13 protein-coding genes are annotated in these 18,308 nt (G+C 72.2%); 3 read left to right on the top strand and 10 right to left on the bottom strand.

Annotated features, from left to right (window positions below; all coding sequences use genetic code 11):
* Positions 1-18 precede the first annotated feature (18 nt).
* Positions 19-294, top strand: a complete 276-nt coding sequence (locus AB0O28_RS11640) for a PIN domain-containing protein (protein ID WP_363638968.1) — start codon at positions 19-21, stop codon at positions 292-294.
* 43 nt (positions 295-337) lie between these two features.
* On the opposite strand, the gene AB0O28_RS11635 is transcribed toward AB0O28_RS11640, so the two are convergent.
* Positions 338-2,551: a thiamine pyrophosphate-dependent enzyme gene (locus AB0O28_RS11635; protein ID WP_363638966.1), complete on the bottom strand. Its 2,214-nt coding sequence runs from the start codon at positions 2,549-2,551 to the stop codon at positions 338-340.
* A gap of 205 nt (positions 2,552-2,756) precedes the next feature.
* Between AB0O28_RS11635 and AB0O28_RS11630 the strand changes: the two genes are divergently transcribed.
* Positions 2,757-4,091, top strand: a complete 1,335-nt coding sequence (locus AB0O28_RS11630; protein ID WP_363638964.1) for a hypothetical protein — start codon at positions 2,757-2,759, stop codon at positions 4,089-4,091.
* A gap of 71 nt (positions 4,092-4,162) precedes the next feature.
* Here AB0O28_RS11630 and AB0O28_RS11625 read toward each other — a convergent pair whose 3' ends face one another.
* From AB0O28_RS11625 to AB0O28_RS11585, 9 genes are all read right to left on the bottom strand, one after another.
* Positions 4,163-4,864, bottom strand: coding sequence for an aspartyl/asparaginyl beta-hydroxylase domain-containing protein (locus AB0O28_RS11625; RefSeq protein WP_363638962.1), 702 nt, complete (start codon positions 4,862-4,864; stop codon positions 4,163-4,165).
* A gap of 24 nt (positions 4,865-4,888) precedes the next feature.
* Positions 4,889-6,196 carry an MFS transporter gene (locus AB0O28_RS11620; RefSeq protein ID WP_363638960.1) on the bottom strand — a complete coding sequence of 436 codons (1,308 nt, stop codon included), beginning with the start codon at positions 6,194-6,196 and terminating at the stop codon, positions 4,889-4,891.
* A complete protein-coding gene (locus tag AB0O28_RS11615; RefSeq protein ID WP_363638958.1) occupies positions 6,181-7,452 on the bottom strand; it encodes an ATP-grasp domain-containing protein in 1,272 nt (423 codons plus the stop codon). The genes AB0O28_RS11620 and AB0O28_RS11615 overlap by 16 nt, the downstream gene beginning before the upstream one ends.
* A 3-nt stretch (positions 7,453-7,455) precedes the next feature.
* Positions 7,456-8,730: an ATP-grasp domain-containing protein gene (locus AB0O28_RS11610; RefSeq protein ID WP_363638956.1), complete on the bottom strand. Its 1,275-nt coding sequence runs from the start codon at positions 8,728-8,730 to the stop codon at positions 7,456-7,458.
* A 47-nt stretch (positions 8,731-8,777) separates the two neighbouring features.
* Positions 8,778-9,551, bottom strand: coding sequence for an SDR family oxidoreductase (locus AB0O28_RS11605; protein WP_363638954.1), 774 nt, complete (start codon positions 9,549-9,551; stop codon positions 8,778-8,780).
* Positions 9,552-9,577: 26 nt separating this feature from the next.
* A complete protein-coding gene (locus AB0O28_RS11600; protein WP_363638952.1) occupies positions 9,578-10,336 on the bottom strand; it encodes an SDR family oxidoreductase in 759 nt (252 codons plus the stop codon).
* Positions 10,333-14,625: an amino acid adenylation domain-containing protein gene (locus tag AB0O28_RS11595; protein ID WP_363638950.1), complete on the bottom strand. Its 4,293-nt coding sequence runs from the start codon at positions 14,623-14,625 to the stop codon at positions 10,333-10,335. Before AB0O28_RS11595 ends, AB0O28_RS11600 begins: the two co-directional genes overlap by 4 nt.
* A 57-nt stretch (positions 14,626-14,682) precedes the next feature.
* Positions 14,683-15,483 carry a 2OG-Fe(II) oxygenase gene (locus tag AB0O28_RS11590; RefSeq protein ID WP_363639167.1) on the bottom strand — a complete coding sequence of 267 codons (801 nt, stop codon included), beginning with the start codon at positions 15,481-15,483 and terminating at the stop codon, positions 14,683-14,685.
* Between the two features lie 781 nt (positions 15,484-16,264).
* Entirely contained in the window at positions 16,265-17,356 is a 1,092-nt protein-coding gene (locus AB0O28_RS11585; RefSeq protein WP_363638948.1) for a magnesium and cobalt transport protein CorA, read from the bottom strand.
* Positions 17,357-17,554: 198 nt separating this feature from the next.
* On the opposite strand from AB0O28_RS11585, the gene AB0O28_RS11580 reads away from it, so the two are divergent.
* Complete coding sequence (locus AB0O28_RS11580) at positions 17,555-18,274, top strand: M50 family metallopeptidase (RefSeq protein WP_363638946.1); 720 nt, start codon at positions 17,555-17,557, stop codon at positions 18,272-18,274.
* The last annotated feature ends 34 nt before the right edge of the window (positions 18,275-18,308 follow it).

Raw genomic sequence — 18,308 nt, 5'->3', positions numbered from 1 at the left:
TTCCCCCCGCCGCCGGGCATGCTCGGCAGACAGGGCGGGCCGAAGGCCGAGGCGGCGTTCGTCCGGCTCCTCGAGTCCGGCTGGTTCCGCCTCGTCGATCTGACCGAGTCCGACCTCGCGAGAATCGCGGTCCTCGTCGAGCGATACCACGATCTTCCCCTGGGCGCCGCCGACGCCTCGGTGGTGGCCGTGGCGGAGCGGACGCGGATCGCGGAGCTGATGACCGTCGACGTACGGGACTTCCCGGTGGTCCGTCCCATCCACACTCCCGCATTCACCCTGCGTCCGGCGTAGGTCCGGGCCGTACGCCGCATCGCGGCTTCGACCGTCCGGCCGGTCAGGCGAGCAGTTCGCGGGCGGCGCGTTCGATGTCGGACTCCGACAGCAGGACGGTGTCGGCGGCCGGGCCGAGCGGCACGAAGCTGTCCTGCGAGGTCACCCGGGCGATCGGGCCGCGGAAGCCGTTGTCGACGAGCGCCGCGATCACACTCTCGGAGACGCCGCCGCTGCGGCGGGTCTCGTCGGCGATCAGCACCCGGCCGGTCAGTTCGGCCGCGCGCATGAGGTCGTCGACCGGCAGCGGCGAAAGCCACCGCAGGTCGAGCACCCGGCAGCCCATGTCGTCCGCCGTGAGCCGCACCGCCGCCCGCAGGCTCATGCGCAGGCCGTTGCCATAGGTGACGATGGTGAGGTCACGGCCGTCGCCGTAGGAGCGGGCGCGGCCGACCGGGACGTGCGTCTCGGCCCAGCGCGCCGGCGGCGCGTACGGCGCGAGCCAGCCGTCGTCGCCCTCCTCGAAGAGGTCGCGCGTGTGGTATAGCGCGATGGGTTCGAGGAACACGCAGACACTGCCGTCCGCGCGGGCGGCGGCCAGGCAGGTGCGCAGCATCGCCGCCGCGTCGTCGGGCCGCGCCGGAGAGGCGACGATCACGCCGGGAATATCGCGCAATGCGGCAATTGAGTTGTCATTATGGAAATGTCCCCCAAAGCCCTTTTGATAGGCATATGAGGCGACTCGTACGACCAGAGGATTGCGATACGCGCCCTGCGAGAAGAACTGCATGGTCGACGCCTCGCCGCGAATCTGGTCGAGGGCGTTGTGCAGGTAGGCGAGATACTGGATCTCCGGCACCGGCAGCAGCCCCGACACCCCGCTCCCGAGCGCCAGGCCGAGGATCGCCTGCTCGTCCAGCAGCATGTCGAAGACCCGCTCGGCCCCGAACCTGCGCAGCAGCCCGCGGGTCACGCCGTACACCCCGCCCTTGCGGGCCACGTCCTCGCCGAACACCAGGACCCCGGGGTCCAGCGCCATCGCGTCGGCCAGCGTGCGGTTGACCGCCTGGGCGACCGTCAGCCTGCCCTCCTGCTCCGGCAGCGTGGCGAACGCCCGCTCGCGCACCTCGGCGGGCGCGGACCGCACGGCCTCGGCGGCCACCGCCTCCGGACGGCGCGGCGCCAGCGGCGCCGTCACCTCCGCCGCCGTGACGAGCCGGGGCCGCCGCGCGCACTCCATCGCGAGCTTCAGCACGTGGTCCCGCTCGGCCTCGTAGCGCGCCAGCAGCTCGTCGGGCTCGGCCAGGCCCGCCTCCACGAGCAGCCTCGCCGTACGGACCAGGGGGTCGCGATCCAGGTCGGCGGCGATCTCCCGGCGGGTTCGGTAGCCGATCTCCACGTCGGAGCCGGCGTGCCCCAGCAGGCGCACGGTGCGCAGGTGCAGGAACGCCGGGGCGCGGTTGAGCCGCACGTGCTCCACGGCACGCAGCGTCGCGTCGTAGGTCTCGGCCAGGTCGCAGCCGTCGGCCTGGACGTACTCCAGCAGGGGGTGCCTGGCCCTCTCGATCCACTCCGGCGGCGTCTTCACGCTGATCCCGAGGCCGTTGTCCTCACACACGAAGAGCACCGGGATCTGCAGCCCGCGGAAGCGGCCGTACGCGGCGGTGTTCAGCCCGGTCAGCGCGGAGGCGTGGTTCGCCGACGCGTCCCCGAAGCTGCAGACGGCGATGGCGTCCGCCGGCCAGGGCGAGGGCAGGCCGAGCGTGCGCGCCCGCTCGATCGCGAAGCCGACGCCGACGGCGCGCGGCAGGTGGCTGGCGATCGTTGAGGTCTGCGGGATGACGGCGAGGCTCGGGTGGCCGAACACCTTGTGCCGGCCGCCCGCGATCGGTTCCTCGGCCGACGCCGCGATTCCCAGCAGGACGTCGCGCAGCCCCTCCTCGGCCAGCCGGCCGGCCTGGGCCGAGCGGGTCAGATAGAAGGCGCCGGAGCGGTAGTGCAGAAGCGCGGGGTCGTCCACACGGAGCGCGGCGGCGACGGCGGCGTTGCCCTCGTGCCCCGACGACCCGATCGTGTAGAAGCCCTCGTCGCGCTCACGCATGAGGCGGGCGGCGACGTCGAGGAGCCGGCTGCCGAGCTGCACGGCGAACAGTTCACGGCACCGCGTGCCCGTCAGGCCCGTGCCCGGCCGCACCGGCAGGTCCGGATCCCGGGAGGGTCCGGGGGTCAGGGCCCCGACGGCCTCGGCGAAATGCGTCTCCAAAGCGTCCCGCACCACACGGCCGATTATGTCGCACGATGCACGCTCCGTCCCGCACAGCGACAACTCCGTACGCCAGAGGAATATGGATCATGCGTTTTGACACGAATCGGTGACGATAAGTCATAGCGCTCAACCTTCGCCGGCATTCGCCCGTCTACTCGTAGTGAATGACGTGGCACCCTCAGGCCGCGTTCAACCACCGGGAAGGATGGTTCACCGGATGTTGAAACGCATTCAAGCCGCGATCGCGGCAGTGGCTCTGGGAGGGGCGGCCCTCGTCGCGCTCCCGGCCACCGCCGGCGCGGCGACGGCAGCAGGTCCCGGCGACCTGACCGTCTCCCCCAGCCCTGTGGTCGTCGGCACCGGCGCGGGCACGACGGCGACCTTCACCTACAAGGCGTCCGAGGAGGGCGCGGCGAGGCTGGTCGACCACGACGGCCGCACCGTGATGCTCGATCCCGGCCCCTCGGGCTCCGGCGCCTACACCGCCAAGTACGGCTTCACCTTCAGGGACGAGCCGGGCGCCTGGAAGCTGGAGGTGCGGGCCGGCGGCGGCACGGCGAGCAAGGAGTTCCAGGTCCACTGGACGACCGACCTCGACTTCGACGCGGCGCCGGACGTCGTCGACCGGGGCGACCACATCAGGCTGACCGGCGCGCTGACCTACCGGGACGGCGCCGGGCGGCAGGCGTACGACGGGCAACGGGTGTACCTCGCCTTCAAGCCGGTCGGCGGCTCCTACAGCCGGGTCGGCTCGGTGACGACCGACCGGAACGGCCGGTTCTCCGCCGACGAGAGGGCGGACAGGAGCGGCTGGTGGCGCGCCGAGTTCGAGGGCGCGACCGACGCCGAGCCCGCGACGAGCGACAGCGACCGGGTCGACGTCAGGGCTCAGGCCGGCCGCACCCGGATCACCGGATTCGACGCCTCCCCCGAGCCCGTCGACGCCGGTGACGCGCTGCGCCTGCGCGGCCGGCTGGAGATCTCCGGCTTCGCCGGCTGGAGCGGCTACGCGGGCCGGCAGGTGAAGATCTCGTTCAAGCCGGCCGGCGGTTACCGCTGGCAGTACGTCACCTCCGACTGGACCGACTCCTACGGCCGCTTCTCCGCGGACGTCACGGCCAGGACCTCCGGCTGGTGGCGGGCCGAGTTCGAGGGCGCCGGCGGGGCGGGCTACTCGGCGAGCGCGACCGACTACGTGACGGTCCGCGTGCCCCGGCCGACGCCTCCGCCCACGCCCAAGGCCGACACCCGGGTCGTCCGGTTCAACGCCGCGCCGGAGCCGGTCAGGTATCACCGGTACCTCACCTTCCGGGGCGCGCTCCAGGCCTGGGACGACGGCTGGGAGGGCTACGGCCACCAGAAGGTGAGCGTGTGGTTCAAGAAGGCCGGCGGCTCCTGGCACTACGTCAAGACGCTGCGGACGAACAGCACCGGCAAGTTCTGGGGCAAGACCAAGGCGTCGGCGTCCGGCTACTGGAGGGTCGTCTTCGCCGGGAACGGCGAGGCCGGTCGCTCCACCAGCCGGAGCGACTGGGTGCGCGTGAAGCGCTAGGCGATCGCTGAGCCGGCCCGGGGCGTGCCGCACGCCCCGGGCCGGTTCACGCCTCGCGGCGATCTTCCGGGCTAGGCGTCGTGCATGACGTCGTAGCGGGACGCCTCGACGAACTGCGGGGCCCACTTGCGCTTCTGCCGCAGGAGTGCGCGGTTGAGAAGGTCGGCGAACGGGCCCAAGGGCCGCCGGAAGTCGACGATCACGACGATGCGCGACTCGTCGCTCTCGTTGATGACCTCGTGTTCGAAGGAGACGTCCAGGACGACGCCCTCGCCCTCCTTCCAGGTGTAGTAGTCGCGGTCGAGCCTGATGCGGGGCGGGTTGCTCTTCGGGACCCGCACGCCGAGGTGATAGCGCATGATGCCGGCGTACGGATCCCTGTGCGACGGCAGCGGGACGCCCGGCTCCAGGATGGAGACCATCGCGTTGACGACGTTCGGGGTCGACTCCGCGAAGGCGAGCAGAGCGGGCAGGTCCTCCCTGGCCAGCTCGTTCGGCTGCCCGAACATGTAGGCGTAGTAGAGGCGCCAGTCCTCGGAGACCTGGGCCGCCCGCACCGGGTCGAAGTTGCCGTACTTCGGAATGGTCCGGCGGGCGACGAGGGCGTCCACCTCGGCCTGGATGGTCGCGAACTGCTCCTCCAGCTTCCTGGCCGCGGGGAACACCCCGTGTGGCGAGAGAAGCCTCGGCCGGTGCGGTCCGCCTTTGCGCAGAAAGACCCAGTTCGCGAAGGTGCGGAGCCGCGGATTGTTGACGCTGGGCGATCCCTTCATGACCTGCTCCTGACTCGGTCGGTGTCAGTCAGCCCGGGGGGTGGCCGCGAACCGCGTGTCACGGATCCGGGCGGACGGGGAGATGTAGCCCGCGATGAGCCGGCCCACGCCGATGATTCCGATCAGTGCGGGCCAGCCCAGCACGGGCATCGCGGTCACCATGCCGCCGACGAGCAACGGTCCGGCGGCACTCTGGGTGGCCTCGCCCAGGACGCAGGCGCTCTGGTAGAAGCCGTGCTCGCCGTCGCCGGCGAGCGTCGCGGACAGGCCCCACTCGCCCGCCGCCTCGAACATCTCTCCCGCGGTGAGCGCGATCGTCGCGGCGACGAGCACGACCGTCTGGAGCGCCTGCGGCGCGAAGCTCACCAGGCCGAGCAGCACGCAGCACGCCGCCGTCCACACGGCCGAGCCCCTGAAACACCGCAGCGCGCGCTCCGTCGTCGCGGCGAGCCTGCTCACCGGGATCTGGCCCGCGATGGTGATCACCGCGTTGAGCATGACCAGCCACCCCAGCACGGACACCGGCACCGACGTGTGCCTTGTGATCCACAAGGGCAGCACGGTGGTGAGCAGCGTCGCGTGGACCGTGAGGATGGTCGTCGCCACGGCGAGCGCGGCCCCGGTGCGCAGGTCGCGCGGACGCCGTCGCATGGCCCCCGCCGTCGCGTCGTCCGCCCGGGCGTCGTCCGCCGTCGCCTCGTCCGCCGTCGCCTCGTCCGCCCGAGCCGTGGCCCGCGTACGGCTCCGGGGCCCCAGCGGTGTCGTGGCGAAGCACACGGCCATCAGGACGTAGACGCCGCCGATGAGCAGATAGGCGAGCGCGTATCCGGCCGCCGAGTTGTCCGACAGCAGCCACACGGACAGCAGCCCGCCCAGCGCGAACCCGACGTTCGACACCGTGCGCCCCCAGGCGAGCGTCGTGACCGCGTCGTCGCCCACGCCCGCGAGCATCGCCCGCCTGACCACGTTCCCGGCGCTGTCGAACCCGCCGGCGGCCAACAGGACGATCATGAGGATCCACGGCGAGCGCGTCTGCGCCGCGATCGGCACCAGGACCGCCGTGCAGACCGCGGTGATCGCGCCGAGCTCCCGGCCACGGCCGCGGTCGATGAGCATCCCGGCGGGGACCGCGACGGCCGCGGACGCCGTGCCCCACATGGTCAGCCCCGTGGTCGCGGCCAGCGGGCTCAGCCCGGCCACCTGGAGCAGGTACACCATCACGGTGGCGAGGAACGTCCCCTTGCCCACCGACAGCATCAGGGTCGCGGCCAGCAGCGTACGGGCCCGCCGCGGGGGGCCCGACCGGGCGAGAGCGGCTAGCCGAGCGCGCACAGCCCGCCCCGGGAGGCGCGCCACGTCCGCACGGCGCCGTCCGGCTCCTCGAAGGTGAAGCGCAGATGCGCCAGGCACTGGTCCACGGTCTTGACCATCGTGTCGTGATCGGGCGCGCTGCCGCGCAGGAAGTCCAGCTGGAAGGTCATGACGCTCGGCGGCAGCTCCCTGCCGAGGGGCACCCGCTGGACGTAGTCGATCACTCCCGGCTCCCGCCGGACCGCGTCCGCGCCGTCGGCCCCGCGCAGCACCCCGCCCCCGGCCGGCGGGCTGTTCCAGCAGTGGAACTCGACCGACCCCGCGGGGTTCGCGGGAACCGGGTCCACCGGTTCGCCGCAGGCCACGGCGATCCCCAGCTCCAGCAGGTCCAACCCGGCCCCCCGGCGGTACAACTCGCTGTGGAAGCCGCCGAGCCTGCCGTTGACCTCGATGATCCTCGGCCCCCGCGGCGTGAGCTTGATCTCCGTGTGCACCAGGCCCCGCCGGACGCCGAGCGCCTCCGCGGCCCGCGACGCCAGGCGTACGACCTCGTCGCGCGCGGCCGGGGGCAGGTGCGTGGGCAGGAACTGGCCCTGCTCGCGGAACGGGTCGAGCAGGGGGAACTTGCCGGTGACCCCGAGCGTGAACGCCCGGCCGCCGGCGAAGAGCGACTCCACCGACACGTAGTCGCCGAAGTCCCCCTGGTCGCGGCCCTCCAGGTACTCCTCCAGCACGAAGGGACGCTCGGCGCTCGGCGCCACCCCCGCGGGCAGGCCGGTGGGGTCCTCCACGAGGTAGGTGTCCTGGCTGCTCTGGCTGCGCAGCGGCTTGACCACCACCGGGTCCCGCCGGCTCCCGAGCACCGCCAGGGCCTCGTCGCGGCTGGTCACGACCACGGACGCGACGGCGTCCACCCCGGTGCCGGCCAGCCGCCGCCGCTGCGCCCACTTGTTGACGAGCACCGTCGTCGTGTCGTGATCGTGGAACGGCAGCCCCAGCCCGGCGGCGAGGTCGGTGGTCAGAGGGAGCATGCCCTCGCTGAACGTCGTGACCCCGCACGGCCGGTGGCGCCGCAGTCGCGCGATCGCGTCGCCGGGATCGCCCGGGTCGCACTCGACGAGCGGCCCGAACGCCGTGTGGACGGCCTTGGCCTGCTCGTCCATCGCCCCGGCGACGGCCACGAAGACCGGCTCGTGCCCGCGGGCCGCCGCGGCCCGCGCGATGTCGGCGGGTCCCGCGGCCGCGTTCGGGACTACAGCGGCTATCACCGTGCCCATGTCTCACCTGCACTCGTCGTCGCGGATCCGGTACACCCGGTCCTTGAGTTCCTCGATGCGCGCGTAGTCGCGGTTCACCGCGTCCATGTCGCGCCCGCACATGAAGATCCGGAGCGTGCTCGAATAGAGGTCGACGGTCGGGCGGATGCGTTCGCCCGGCGCGATCTTCAGGTCGAGGCCGAACACGGTCTCCAGGGCGGCGATCTCGTCGGCCACCGCGTGGTCGACGGCCTCGACGACGCCCGAGAGCGTCGTGGAGGTGGTGCAGCAGACCGCCTCCAGCCGCTTCGCGTACCGCCGCCCCGCGTACTCCCGCATGAACCGGCCGGGGTCGAGGTAGGCGAGCGCGGTGACCGTCGCCTGGTTCGCGCCGGCGCAGCGGTCGTGGAATCCCGGATGCATGTTCCCGCCGATGCGGGCGCCGACCTCCACCAGGGCCGCTCCGCCGGGCGTCCACATCACCTCCGCGTGCGCCGGACCGAAGTCGACGCCCAGCGCGGCCAGCGCCCGGTCCACGTAGTCGATCAGTTCCGGCGCCGGGTGCTCGTCGGCCGCCAGGAGCCGCTCGCGGTCGTAGATGTTGCGGCCGGACGGGAGCAGCCGCTTCTGGTACTCCCACACGCCGCACACGTAGCGCCGCCCCGCGTACGACACCGTGTCGACGACGTACTCGACGCCGCGCAGGTACGACTGGACCAGCGCCTCCCGGTTGGCCTCGCAGTAGATCGTCTCGGAGGCCAGCACGGCCTTGGCCGCGTCGCGGACCTCCTCCGCGTCGCGGCAGACGAACACGCCGTCACCGGCGGCCGACCTGAGCGGCTTGACCACCACCGGGTAGTCCGCGGCGCGCTCCGCCCAGGCGACGAGCGCCTCGACGTCCCCGGCCTTGAACTGGTCGGCGCAGTGCAGCCCGGCCTCGCGCAGCACCTCGATCATCCGATACTTGTCGCGCCGGGCCTGCGACAGCGCGGTCCCGTTCGTCGTCAGGCCCAGACGTTCCGACAGGACGTCGGCCAGTGGCACGCCCGGCTCCTGCCCGGCGGCGACGCACACCGGCGCGTACGGCCTCAGCCGCGCCAGGGTGCCTTCGACGTCCTCGTGCACGATGGTCGCGCGGTACACGCTCAGGTCGGGAGCGGGCATCGACGGCATGAGCTCGGGCGTGCTCTGGACGTGGACCAGGTCCGCGCCCAGGGCGCCGAACTCCGGCGGCAGGTATTTCGCCGACGTGTACGCGTCGACGAGCACCACGACGGGTCTGTCCGATGACGGCGGCAACGGCACTCCTTCTGATCGAGGTCAGGACTGCGCTCGCCGGGCGAGCGTCAGGTGGACGAGAACCCCCCGTCGACGAAGATCGTCTGCCCGGTCACGTAGGCCGAGGCGTCGCCGGCCAGGAAGACGGCGATCCCCACGAAGTCGTCCAGCTCGCCGTTCCGGCCGATCATGGTGCGGCGCGCCATCGCCTCGCTGCGGTCCGGGTCGCTGAAAACGGCCTGGGTCAGCGGGGTGCGCACGAAGCCCGGCGCCACGGCGTTGACGCACACGCCGCGGGCCGACCACGCCTCGGCCTGGGACCGGGTCAGCGCCGCGATCCCCGCCTTCGAGACTCCGTAGGCGCCGCTGTTGCCGAAGGCGCGGATCGACTGCTGGGACGCGATGTTGATGATCCGGCCCCAGCCCCTGCCCGCCATGCCCGGGCCCAGACGCTGGCCGAGCACGAACGGCGCGTCGAGGTTGAGGCGCATCGTCAGATCCCAGTCGTCCTCGGCGAGGTCGTCCATCGGCGGCCGGAGGTTCACTCCGGCGGCGTTGATCAGGATGTCCGGCGTGCCGTGCCGTTCCAGCAGCTCGTCGGCCACCTTGTGCACCGCCTGACGGTCGCCGAGGTCCCCGCTGATCCAGGAGGCGGCGCCGCCGGCCGCGCGCATCTCGTCCGCGGCGTCCCGCAGCGCGTCTGTCCGGCGCGAAATCAGCACCACCTCGGCTCCGGCACGGCACAAGGCCATCGCCATCGCCTTCCCGATGCCCGAACTGCCGCCCGTGATCGCGGCTTTGCGGCCGTGCAGCGAGAACAACTCGGTGAGGAATGCGTCCATGGGTGCTCCTTCGCGCGATGACGACGTCAGATCTTCTGCCGAGTGGGGCGAAGGCGGATGTCGTCGAGATGCACGTGGGGCGGCCGGTCGACGGCGAACCCGACGACCTCGGCGACATCCTCCGGCACCAGCAGGGGTCCGTTCTGCTCGGCGACGGCTTCGAACCACTCGGGGTCATAGCCTGCCGTCTCCTGGAAGCCGGAGCGGACGAAACCGGGTTCGATCAAGGTGACTCTGATTCCGTGGACGCAGACCTCCTGACGCAGCGCCTCGACCAGCGCGTGCACGGCGAACTTCGTCGAGCCGTAGACGGGGTTGGCGGCCGAGACCTGCCGCCCGACCGTCGAGCCGATCACCACCACGTCGCGCACGCGCCGTCCGCCGTCCGCCTCCGCCTGCTTCTTGAACTCGGCGGCGGACGCGCGGAGCTGGTGGAGCACGGCGAGGTAGTTGGCCTCGACGAGCTCCCGCCACCTGCCGGGGTCGGACCGAAGGACGGTGCCGGGCAGGCCGCGGCCGGCGGACGCGACGAAGACGCTCGCCGCGCCGAATTCGCGTTCGGCCGCGGCCAGCAGCTCCTCCGTGTGGCCGGGCCTGGTCATGTCTCCCGCGAACGGCACGACGGCGCCCGGGTGCCCGGCGAGCTCACGGACCAGTTCGGCCAGCCGGTCCTCCCTGCGGCCCGCGGCGACCACCCGCATGCCCCGCCGGGCGAAGCAGGCCGTGATCGCCCGCCCGATGCCCGACGAGGCCCCCGTGACGATCGCGATGCGCCCCTCCGTCATGTCCCCTCCGACCTGCCGGGGGCGAGGGAGATCTCGCCCTGCTGGATCAGACCCGTGAAGTACTCCCGCAGCCACGCGCGGCTGGGCGGCGGGAACTCCACGCCGAGTTCGGCGAGCAGGCGCCGGGTGCGGGTGTGGTCGTACCGGACGTTGCGTTCGGGCCTGCTCGCCCACAGGTGCGCGAGCGCGACCTGCTCGTCGTCTCCGCCGAGGTGGCGGCGGAACAGACCGGCGAAGTCGGCGGCCTCGTCGTCCTCCACCGCGCATCCCAGCTCGCGCAGCGCCGCGAAGATCTCTCCGTAGGAGATCCGGTGGTGGGTGTCGACGTGGAAGGTGCCTCCGCACACCCGGGTGCTGCGGGAAATCGCGAAGATGCCGGCGGCCACGACGTCCACGGGGCTCAGCGCGAGGGTTTCGGCGCCCACGGCCGGCACCCGCCCCAGACGGACGGCGGCGCGCAGCAGCTGGACCAGCCGGTTGTCGCCGCCGTTGCGCTGGAATCGGCCCGACACCGAGTGTCCCGTGACGTTTCCGGTGCGGTAGACGAACCCGGTGCCGCCCTGCGCGACGAACTCGTGGACCAGGCGCTCGGCGGCGTACTTGCTGCGCTCGTACTCGTTCAGGAACCGCTGGCCGATGTTCAGGGTGTCCTCGGAGAACACGGCGGGCTCGCCCTCCGGGCCGCGGCCGCAGACCGCCAGCGTGGAGACGTGGTGCAGGTCCTTGGGACGCCCGGTCGCCGCGAGACGGATCAGCGCCCGCACCGGCTCGACGTTGTGCCGTTCGAAGGACTCCCGCCCGGCGAACAACCGCGTGTCGCCGGCGAGGTGGTAGATGGCCTCCACCTCCCGGCACAGCGCCGTGTAGTCCTCCTCGCCGAGCCCGAAGCGGGGCTCCGACAGGTCTCCGGCGAGCACGGTGACACGGTCGCCGTACCGGCCGAGGTCCTCGCCCGGCAGATACCACGCGTACGCCTCCCGCAGCCGGTCGGCGGCAGGCCGCCCCTCCGCCGGGCGCACCAGGCAGCGGATCTCGCCGTCGGTGCGGGTCAGGAGGAGATGCAGCAGGTGCACGCCGATGAAGCCGGTCGCACCGGTGAGCAGGACGGTGCCGTAGTCGCGGGACGGCGGCTCCGGAGGTTCGCCGAGCAGGGCCCGCGGCACCTGGGCGAACAGCCCGGAACTCGACCCGCGCTCCACGACGAGCCGTCCCTCGGTGTACGGGACGCCCGCGGCCTGCACCAGGTGCGCGCGGGTGGCGCGGGCCAGGCGCAGCATCCGCTCGGTGTCGTGCCGGCGTGAGCTGTAGGACAGGTCCGCGACGAGCTGTCCGTCGATGACCCGGGCGGTGAGCTTGAGGTCGTAGACGCGGTCGTTGCCCGCCCCGCGCACCGGCCCCACCGCGTGCCGCGACAGCGCCGGGCGCAGGTCGTCGCCGTACGGCAGGGGGAAGGAGCCGAGGTAGTTGAAGCACACGTCCGAGCGCCGCGGCCGCCCGTGCAGGCCGTACGCGACGCCGAGGCGGGGCACGCCGTGCAGGGCGGTGGCCACGGACTTGCAGGTGGCGGCGACGTCGCCGGCGACGACGCCGATCAGGACGGGGAAGGTCGAGGTGAACCAGCCCACGGCGCGGGAGACGTCCAGCACGTCCCCGAGGGAGGCGCGGCCGTGACTCTCGACGTCCACCACCACGTCGTCGGTGCCGCGCAGCTCGGCCAGCGCCTGGGCGAAGGCGCCGAGGAGCGCGGCGTGGGGCGGCGTCCCCCCGGAGGCCGACCCCTGGGCCAGCGCCTCGCTCTCCGCGCGGGACAGCCGGAACCACACCGACCACGCGTCCCGCTCACGGTTGTCGTCGCCGTCTCCTGCGGACGACGGGGCGGGGAAGCGATCGAGGTCGTTCCAGTAGGCGAGGTCCGCGCGCAGTGCGCCTGCCTGGTCGCGCAGGTGCGTGGCCCACGCGCCGAAACCGGTGGTGCCCGGGGCCGTGACCGGCCGGTCGCCATACAGGCGTGCGCTGTAGCAGCGGCTGAGGTCGTTCACGATGATGCGCCAGGAGACGACGTCGACGGCCAGGTGATGACAGATGAGCAGCAGGTGGGCCCGGCCGGCGCCGCGGAACAGATGCGCCCGGAAGACGGCGCCGTCCGCCACGCTGATCTCGGCCTGGCGGGCCGCCGCGACCTCCCGGATGTGCCCGTCGGCCCGGCCCTCGCCACGCGGCAGCTCCGACACGCTGAAGACCTGCCCGGGCTCGACGACCTCGCGCAGGCGGCCCGCCGCGCCCGTCCTGAAGGCGGTGCGCAGCAGGGGGTGCGACCGGACCACGTCACCGACGGCGGCGGCGAGCTCCGCCGGCCGCACCGCCCCGTCGACGTCCAGGAGCAGGGCCTGGTTCCACTGGTCCGGCTGGGCGAAGTCCTGCCGGAAGAACCACTCCTGCGCCGGGGACAGGACGGCGGCGTCGTCCGGGAGCGGGACGGCCCCAGGACCGTCCCGTTCACCGTCGCGCTCGCCGTCCGGCTCACGGGCCTGCGCGCCGGCCGCGATCCTGGCGGCCAGCGCAGCGGGCGTCGGCTCGGCCAGGAAGGCCGCTGCCGAGATCCGGTAGCCCCTGACCTGGAGGTCGGCGATGACCTGGATGGCGTCGATGGAGCTGCCGCCGATCCGGGTGAAGTCGTCGTCGACGCCGAAGTCCCCGTGGCCGAGGTGCCTGCGCCACACGGCGCACACCTCGGCGAGGATCGGGTCGCCGGCGTCCCGCACGCGCCCGGCCCGCCCGGCCAGCCGCTCCTCGACCATGCCGGCGATCGCGGCCTGGTCGGTCTTGCCGTTGCCGTTCCCGGGGAAGGCGTCGAAGATCTCGACATGGTCCGGGACCATGTACGGCGGGAGAACGCCGAGCGCCTCCTGCCGTAGATCGGCCGCAGGCGCGCCGGACGCGGTCAGCACCGCGGCGACGAGCGCGGGCCGCTCCCCCGGCCGGTGGACCACGACCACATCGGCCACCGCGGGCAGCCGGCGCAGCGCCGCCTCCACATGGCCGAGCTCGACCCGGTAGCCACCGATCTTGACCTGTCTGTCTCCCCGGCCGAGGAACTCCAGCACGCCCCGCGCGTCGGCGCGCACCTTGTCGCCCGTACGGTAGACGCGCCCCAGGCCGGGAAGGGCCGGGTCCTCGGTGAAGGCCGCCGCGGTGGCGGGGGCGTCACCGCGGTAGCCGAGCGCGACCGACGGCCCCGCCACGTACAGCTCGCCGGCCGCGTCCCGCTCGTGGTAACTCCCGTCCTCCGTCCGTACGAGCAGCCGGGTCGCGCCCAGCGCGGTGCCGATGGGCACGGAGGCGGCGTCGCCGAGGGCGTCCACGTCCGCCGTGCCGGTGAGCACGTGCGCCGCGACGCCGACGGTCGTCTCGGTGGGGCCGTAGTGGTTGACGAGCGCGCGGGTGATCCCCGAGGCGAGGGTCCGGCGGGCGAGCGGCGGCGCCAGGAGCTCACCGCCGAGCAGCAGGAAACGCAGGTCCGGCCGGGTCGCCGGGTCGCCGCCGAAGGCGCGGAAGACCGCGTTCCAGTGCGAAGGCGTCGTCTTCAGGACGTCGATCCGCTCCGCCCGCAGGTAGCGGAGCAGCCCCTCGGGGTCACGGCGGGTGGCGTCGTCCACGAGGTGCAGCGACCCGCCGGTCCACAGGGCGAGGAACAGGCAGGTGTTGCCCAGGTCGGCGGCCAGCGTCGTCACGTGCGCGTACGCGAGTGGTTCCGCGACGCCGAGCCGGGCGAGCAGCGACTCGGTGTAGTGCCGGACGTTGGCGTGGGAGACCATGACGCCCTTCGGCACCCCGGTCGAGCCCGACGTGTACAGGACGTAGGCGGTGTCGCCCGCCTCGGGCTCGTCGAGGCGGGCCCGCGGGAGGCGGTCGTCGCCGTCCTCGTTGACGTCCAGCACGGGCAGTCCGTGCCGGAGCAGCTCCTCCCCATAGGGGGAGGAGGTGACGACGAGGTCGGGGCCGGCCGCGGCGAGCCGGCCCGCACATTCATCCGTCCGTCCGGCCGGCTCGACGACCGTGTACGCGGCGCCCGCGCCGAGCACGGCCAGCAGGGCCGCCACCGCGTCCGGTGTGCGGTCGAGGTGGACGCCCACGAGAGAGCCCCGGCCGATGCCCCGGGCCCGCAGGCGGTGGACCAGGCCGGACACCCGGCCGTCGAGCTCGGCGTAGGTCAGCCGGTCCCGGCCCACGGCGACGGCCATCCGGTCGGGACGCGTCCTTGCGTGTCTGCGAACGAGCGCCGCGATCATGCGGTGGTCAATCCTCCGGTCTCGGCTGTCGGTCGTGGGGGGCCGCCGGTGCGCCCGTCAGCTCCAGAAGACGAGAGGCTCCTGCGGGCCCTTCGTGGCGATGAACGCGGCGGCGCCGACACGGTGCCTGCCGTGGCCGGGCGTCACCGCGTGGAGCATCCGCGGGCTGAAGATGATGAGGTCGCCCGCGGCGGGGTGGATCTGATGGACCGGAGGCTCGACGGTCTTGGGGTCCAGGCCCTCGACGTCGAGGATGATGTCGGTCTCCTCCCGGGTGGGCTCGCGCAGCCACAGCTGCAGGTCGCCGCCCTCGTCCGGCACCTGGAGGTAGATGTTGGCCACGAGCTGGTTGAGCACGCCCTGGATCTCGGGGGCGTCGGTCTCCTGGTCGATGGCGTCGTTGTGCGGGTAGAACTCCGAGGTCGTGGGCTGGAAGACCCGGAACGCGCCGACGAAGCAGGCCCGCCCGCGCAGCCGCAGCAGGTTGGCCCCGGCCGGCCACAGCTCCTGCAGTTCCAGGCGCACCTTGTCCACCGGGGCCAGGTACGGGTGGAACATCGAGCGGACGTCCCTGATCGACGGCAGGGCGGCGTCGTGGTATTGCTTCGTGAGCTCGGGGTCCCACTTCGTGTCGATGTGGGGCATGTACACGCGGCCGACGCTGCTCGTGTGCAGCTTGTGGTAGTGACCGAGCGCCGGATGGTCGATCGCCTTCTGCGCGACCTGTTCCGCGATGTCGGCAGGGTAGTACCCCCGGACGTGAATCGCGCCGATCCGCCGATCGGCCAGCTGGAGCAGCGTCTCCGTGGTGAGTTCGGTGGCGATCTCGTTGGTGGCGCATCGGACGACGTTCGACATGACGGTCACGAGTTGCTCCTCGATGGTCGGGGACTGGTCGAACCGGTCTCGCGGACGCGCGGGCGTCCGGGGTACGCGACGGCGGCCGGCGGGGAGGCGGCCGGGCCACGCCCCGCCGTACGGTGGCGGCGGGGCCGCCTGGCGCCCGAGGAACCGGATGCGCGGCGGCCTGAGCCGTTCTCCGCTACGCATGCACGGCCCCCGTACGATGCCAGGCGTATGAGGATCTGAAAGTGCCGTTATCTCCGGGCAATTCGCCGCCGCGCTTCCGCACCGGCCGTTCATCGGCCGGCGATGCGGTGCGCCGCGCCGATGCGCGCCGTCACGGCCGCGGCGTCGCTGTCCGGATCGATCTGTCTACGTCACCACGGGCAAGTCGGCGAGCCGAAGGCCGCAATCGGGTTCGGGATATGCGCTCACAGATGTCCGAGAATTCACGAGGCACCTTTTTGAGAGTGGATACGGCGACGGCACGGTGTCACAACGAACCGCCGCCGCCCCCTATATGCTCGTTTATCCGGCAATTTGCGCCACAAGTGGTTATACAGGAGGTGTCAAAGCCGAGTCAAGCGCCGTTTCGAGGTCGGCGGAAAGGGTGAGCTCGCCCCACACGGCGCCACGGCGACATACAATTACGCCCTATACCGACTTTATTTGTCGGAAAACTTCGGCGATTACGGCCGCGAAATCGCCTCATTATCCGGAATTCCGAAAACGCTCACGCACGGTGACGCGAAAGGCGGCGTGCGGGAGAAAAAGGCAGCACGGCCGCGCGGGCGGCTCAGAGCCAGTCGCGGCGTTTGAAGACCAGATAGAGCGTGAGGCAGACGACGCCCATGAGCATGATCGCGACGGGGTATCCGAGCACCCAGTGCAGCTCGGGCATGTGGTCGAAGTTCATCCCGTAGATCGTGCCGACCAGCGTCGGGGCGAACAGGATGGCCGCCCACGCCGAGATCTTCTTGACCTCGTCGCCCTGGGCGATGCTCGCGGCCGTGAGCTTGGTCATCTCCTCGTTCTGCTGCTGGCTGACGAGCGTGGAGTTGACGACGAGGATGTCCTGCAGCATCTGCCGGAAGCCCGCCACACGCTCGGTGACCGTGATCGCGTGGTCGGACACGTCGCGAAGGTAGCGCTGCAGCTCCTCGTTCACACCATATTTGGGCGAGCCGGCGATGAAGCCGTCGAGCATCGGGACCAGGGGGCTGGTCGCCCGCTGGAATTCGATGACCTCCCGCGACAGGCTGTAGATACGCCGGGGCGCGGCCGGGTCGCCGCCGAAGACCTGCACCTCGATCTCGTCGATGTCGTTCTGCAGCCCGGCGACCACCGGCGCGTAGCCGTCCACCACCGCGTCGAGGATCGCGTACAGCACGGCCTGCGGTCCCTGGCGGAGCAGGTCGGGGTCCGACTCCATCCGGCGGCGCACCTTGGACAGGTCGGGCGCCTCGCTGTGCCGTACGGTCAGCACGAAGTCGGGGCCGACGAAGACGTGCAGCTCGCCGAAGGCCACCTTCTCGGGCTTGTCGAGGTACTGCGCCGCCCGCAGCACCACGAACAGCGTGTCGCCGTACCGGTCGGCCTTGGGCCGCTGGTGGGCGACGATGGCGTCCTCGATGGCGAGCTCGTGCAGGCCGAACTCCTCGGCCGCCTTGATCAGCTCGGCCTCCTCGGGCCGGTACAGGCCGATCCACGCCATCGCCCTCGGCCGCGCGCGCAGCGAGGCGATCGCGTCGCCCAGCGACAGCGGCGAGTCCACGCGCTCGCCGTCCACGTACACGGCGTTGTCGATCACGCTCTGCCTGAACGTCTCCTCCTCGCCCGCACGGGGGTCCATGGAGTGCTCGGGAGCCTGCTCCGGTTTCGCTCTCATCAGCCCACTCAATCCGCGCAACCCACGCATACGCCGCTCAGCCACACGTAGAAGGTAACCACCATCGCCGCACTTACTCAGCGGGCGCCGTACGAAGCGAGAGCCCGCGGCACGAGGAGCCGGGGCCGGACGCACGGGGAACGGGAGCCCGGAGCACGGGGAGCGCGGGCCGGGCCGCCGGGCCGTACGATTCCGAAGGTGAACCCCCTGAAGGCCCTGTGGAACCAGCTGACCGCCACCCAGATCGCGCCCCCGCTCTGGCTGGTCGTCCTGTCCGGGTTCGCCGCCCTGGCCGTCGTCGCCTACCCGGCGTCGTGGCACATCTCCCGCGGCCTGATCACGATCGCGCACGAGGGGGGCCACGCGCTGGTCGCGGTGCTGACCCGGCGCAAACTGCGGGGCATCCGCCTGCACTCGGACACCTCGGGGGTGACGCTCACCCGGGGCAGGCCCACGGGCCCCGGCATGATCGTCACCGCCGCGGCGGGGTACGTCGCGCCCTCCCTGATCGGGCTCGGAGCGGCCTGGCTGGTCTCCGGCGGGCGGATCACGATGCTGCTGTGGGCCGTGCTCGCGCTGCTGACGTGCATGCTGCTGATGATCAGGAACTTCTTCGGCGCCGTGTCGCTGCTCGCCGTCGGCGGCGCGGTCTTCGCGCTGTCGTGGTTCGCGACGCCCGACATCCAGTCGGCCTGCGCGTACGCCGCCGCGTGGTTCCTGCTGCTCGGCGGTGTGCGGCCGATCCTGGAACTGCAGACCAAGCGGCGTCTGGGCCGCGCCCCGGACTCCGACGCCGACCAGCTCGCCCGCCTGACCCGCGTCCCCGGCACGTTCTGGGTGCTGGTGTTCCTGCTCGTCTCCGCCGCCGCGCTCGTCTACGGCGGCTATCTCCTCACCGCCCGCTGGCTGCCGCTGTAGATCTGGTTGACCTTGACGCGACGTCAACGTCTTC

The sequence above is a fragment of the Microbispora sp. NPDC088329 genome (assembly GCF_040685655.1).
In the GTDB taxonomy this organism is placed as follows: Bacteria; Actinomycetota; Actinomycetes; order Streptosporangiales; family Streptosporangiaceae; genus Microbispora.
This window is presented reverse-complemented; position numbering and strand designations above follow the sequence as displayed.

Excerpts from the sequence above, each read along its gene's own strand:
- AB0O28_RS11640 (WP_363638968.1), top strand. The coding sequence starts at position 19 with ATGCTCGGCAGACAGGGCGGGCCGAAGGCCGAGGCGGCGTTCGTCCGG.
- AB0O28_RS11630 (WP_363638964.1), top strand. The coding sequence starts at position 2,757 with ATGTTGAAACGCATTCAAGCCGCGATCGCGGCAGTGGCTCTGGGAGGG.
- AB0O28_RS11625 (WP_363638962.1), bottom strand. The coding sequence starts at position 4,864 with ATGAAGGGATCGCCCAGCGTCAACAATCCGCGGCTCCGCACCTTCGCG.
- AB0O28_RS11615 (WP_363638958.1), bottom strand. The coding sequence starts at position 7,452 with ATGGGCACGGTGATAGCCGCTGTAGTCCCGAACGCGGCCGCGGGACCC.
- AB0O28_RS11605 (WP_363638954.1), bottom strand. The coding sequence starts at position 9,551 with ATGGACGCATTCCTCACCGAGTTGTTCTCGCTGCACGGCCGCAAAGCC.
- AB0O28_RS11600 (WP_363638952.1), bottom strand. The coding sequence starts at position 10,336 with ATGACGGAGGGGCGCATCGCGATCGTCACGGGGGCCTCGTCGGGCATC.
- AB0O28_RS11595 (WP_363638950.1), bottom strand. The coding sequence starts at position 14,625 with ATGATCGCGGCGCTCGTTCGCAGACACGCAAGGACGCGTCCCGACCGG.
- AB0O28_RS11590 (WP_363639167.1), bottom strand. The coding sequence starts at position 15,483 with ATGTCGAACGTCGTCCGATGCGCCACCAACGAGATCGCCACCGAACTC.
- AB0O28_RS11585 (WP_363638948.1), bottom strand. The coding sequence starts at position 17,356 with ATGAGAGCGAAACCGGAGCAGGCTCCCGAGCACTCCATGGACCCCCGT.